This is a genomic window from Pedobacter sp. 01T416_2, from assembly GCF_056398925.1.
On sequence record NZ_JBFTQI010001234.1, the window covers coordinates 1 to 1,683 of the forward strand.

The 1,683-nt window shown below is 37.8% G+C and carries 2 protein-coding genes and 1 pseudogene; 2 read left to right on the plus strand and 1 reads right to left on the minus strand.

Annotation, left to right across the window (positions count from 1 at the left end):
- Positions 1 to 416, plus strand: a pseudogene (locus AC1DPQ_RS28785) (glycosyl transferase family 2); the annotation flags it as partial.
- 401 nt (positions 417 to 817) lie between these two features.
- Complete coding sequence (locus tag AC1DPQ_RS28790; protein ID WP_477611720.1) at positions 818 to 1,267, plus strand: hypothetical protein; 450 nt, start codon at positions 818 to 820, stop codon at positions 1,265 to 1,267.
- A gap of 6 nt (positions 1,268 to 1,273) precedes the next feature.
- Here AC1DPQ_RS28790 and ispF read toward each other — a convergent pair.
- Positions 1,274 to 1,683 (minus strand): 2-C-methyl-D-erythritol 2,4-cyclodiphosphate synthase (gene ispF, locus AC1DPQ_RS28795; RefSeq protein ID WP_477611721.1); only part of this gene is annotated, 410 nt, incomplete at its 5' end.

The following is a 1,683-nucleotide window of genomic DNA, read 5'->3' on the forward strand; positions in this document are numbered from 1 at the left end:
TTGGGATGGTAGGAATGCCAAATATTTTGATCTATCAGATCATTTTGCCGCTATTTTCTCCACTTGCCGATCTTTTTATGTTCATCTCGTTAATTAGTGGTCTGTTTTCGTTAAGTGCTATAAATAATTTAACCCTAACCGGATTTTCAGGAATTTTAAGCCTGCATAACGGTTTTGGCCAGGTACTTTTCTATTATATTATCTTTATTGTTGTAGATATGATTTTTGCTGCAATCGCCTTCCGTATGGAAAAAGAAAAATACAGGAATTTACTTTACATATTCCCACAGCGGTTTTTCTGGCGACAATTAATGTATATTGTACTATTCCGTTCGTTCAGAAAAGCCATAAAAGGTGAACTGGAAACCTGGGGAACGTTAAAGCGGACAGGAAACGTTAAAGAGCAGCTGGCGTAATGCTTGTCCCGGAGATTATGTTATAAACAATGGATGTCACCTTGAGGGGTAATTGTTTTATAAAAATTAATATAAATGACGTTTAAATTTCAAGCAATATAATATTCCCCTCTTTTAGAGGGGTGTCCGCAGGACGGGGTGTTTTATTAGTCCTAGCCGGACAGGCTTCTTTCTTTTTGGTGTCAAAAAGAAACAAAAAACACCGGCTGAAAATTTTTCTTTCAAAGCTAGTAGGTTGGCCTGGGTAGTGCAGCCCGAAAAATTTGTTAAGCCGGATTTAAGTAGAACGGAGATACGGTACTACGGCCTAGTTAGGTGGAAATACGAAATCGACATAAACTGTTCCTATTTAAATGATTACAAAATAACGTCATTGATAGCCTGTTGAAGAGCTGATTAAAATGCAATGTAAAGCATTTCGACAAGCTCAATGTGACAGCTCCGAATCAAAATTTAATATTATTACATACAAGCAAAAAAAACATAAACAATTCATAATGAATTTTATGGGGGTATTTCAGTATATCTCCAGTGCTATTATGGGGCCAAATGCCTTTGCTGGAGGGACTAAAACGGCTCTTATAGGTTTAGCACTCCACTACTTTATTGCTTTTTGCTTCACCCTGATTTTTACTATTGCATCAATAAAAGCACCTGTTTTACGTAAAAACATTATCCTTTCAGGAATACTATATGGCATTATCGTTTGGACGATCATGACCCTCCTGATTGTTCCATTAACCAAAATACCTGCAGCACCGTTTCATTATGAACGGGCGATTTTAAATGCGGTAATTCTGATTTTTTGCATAGGCTTACCGATTTCTTACTTAACCGCCCGAAAATTCTAATAGGAATTAAGGTTTTTCTATCAGGCAAACGGCATAAGAAACAACACCTTCTTCCCTGCCGATAAATCCCATTTGCTCATTGGTAGTGGCTTTTATCGAAATATCCTCGGTAGAAATTCCAATGGCTTCAGCAATATTTTGTTGCATAGCAGGAATATGAGGGTTAATTTTTGGCGCTTCTAAACAAAGCATCGCATCTATATTGCCAATTTGCCATCCTTTTTCGGCCAGCAATTTAACCGTTTCCTTCAATAAAACGAGGCTACTGATGCCTTTCCATCTATCATCTGTATTCTTAAAATGGAAACCAATATCGCGAAGGTTGGCTGCCCCTAAAAGCGCATCGCAGATGGCGTGAAGCAAAACATCGGCATCCGAATGCCCAAAAGCACCTTTATGATGATCTAATGTAACTC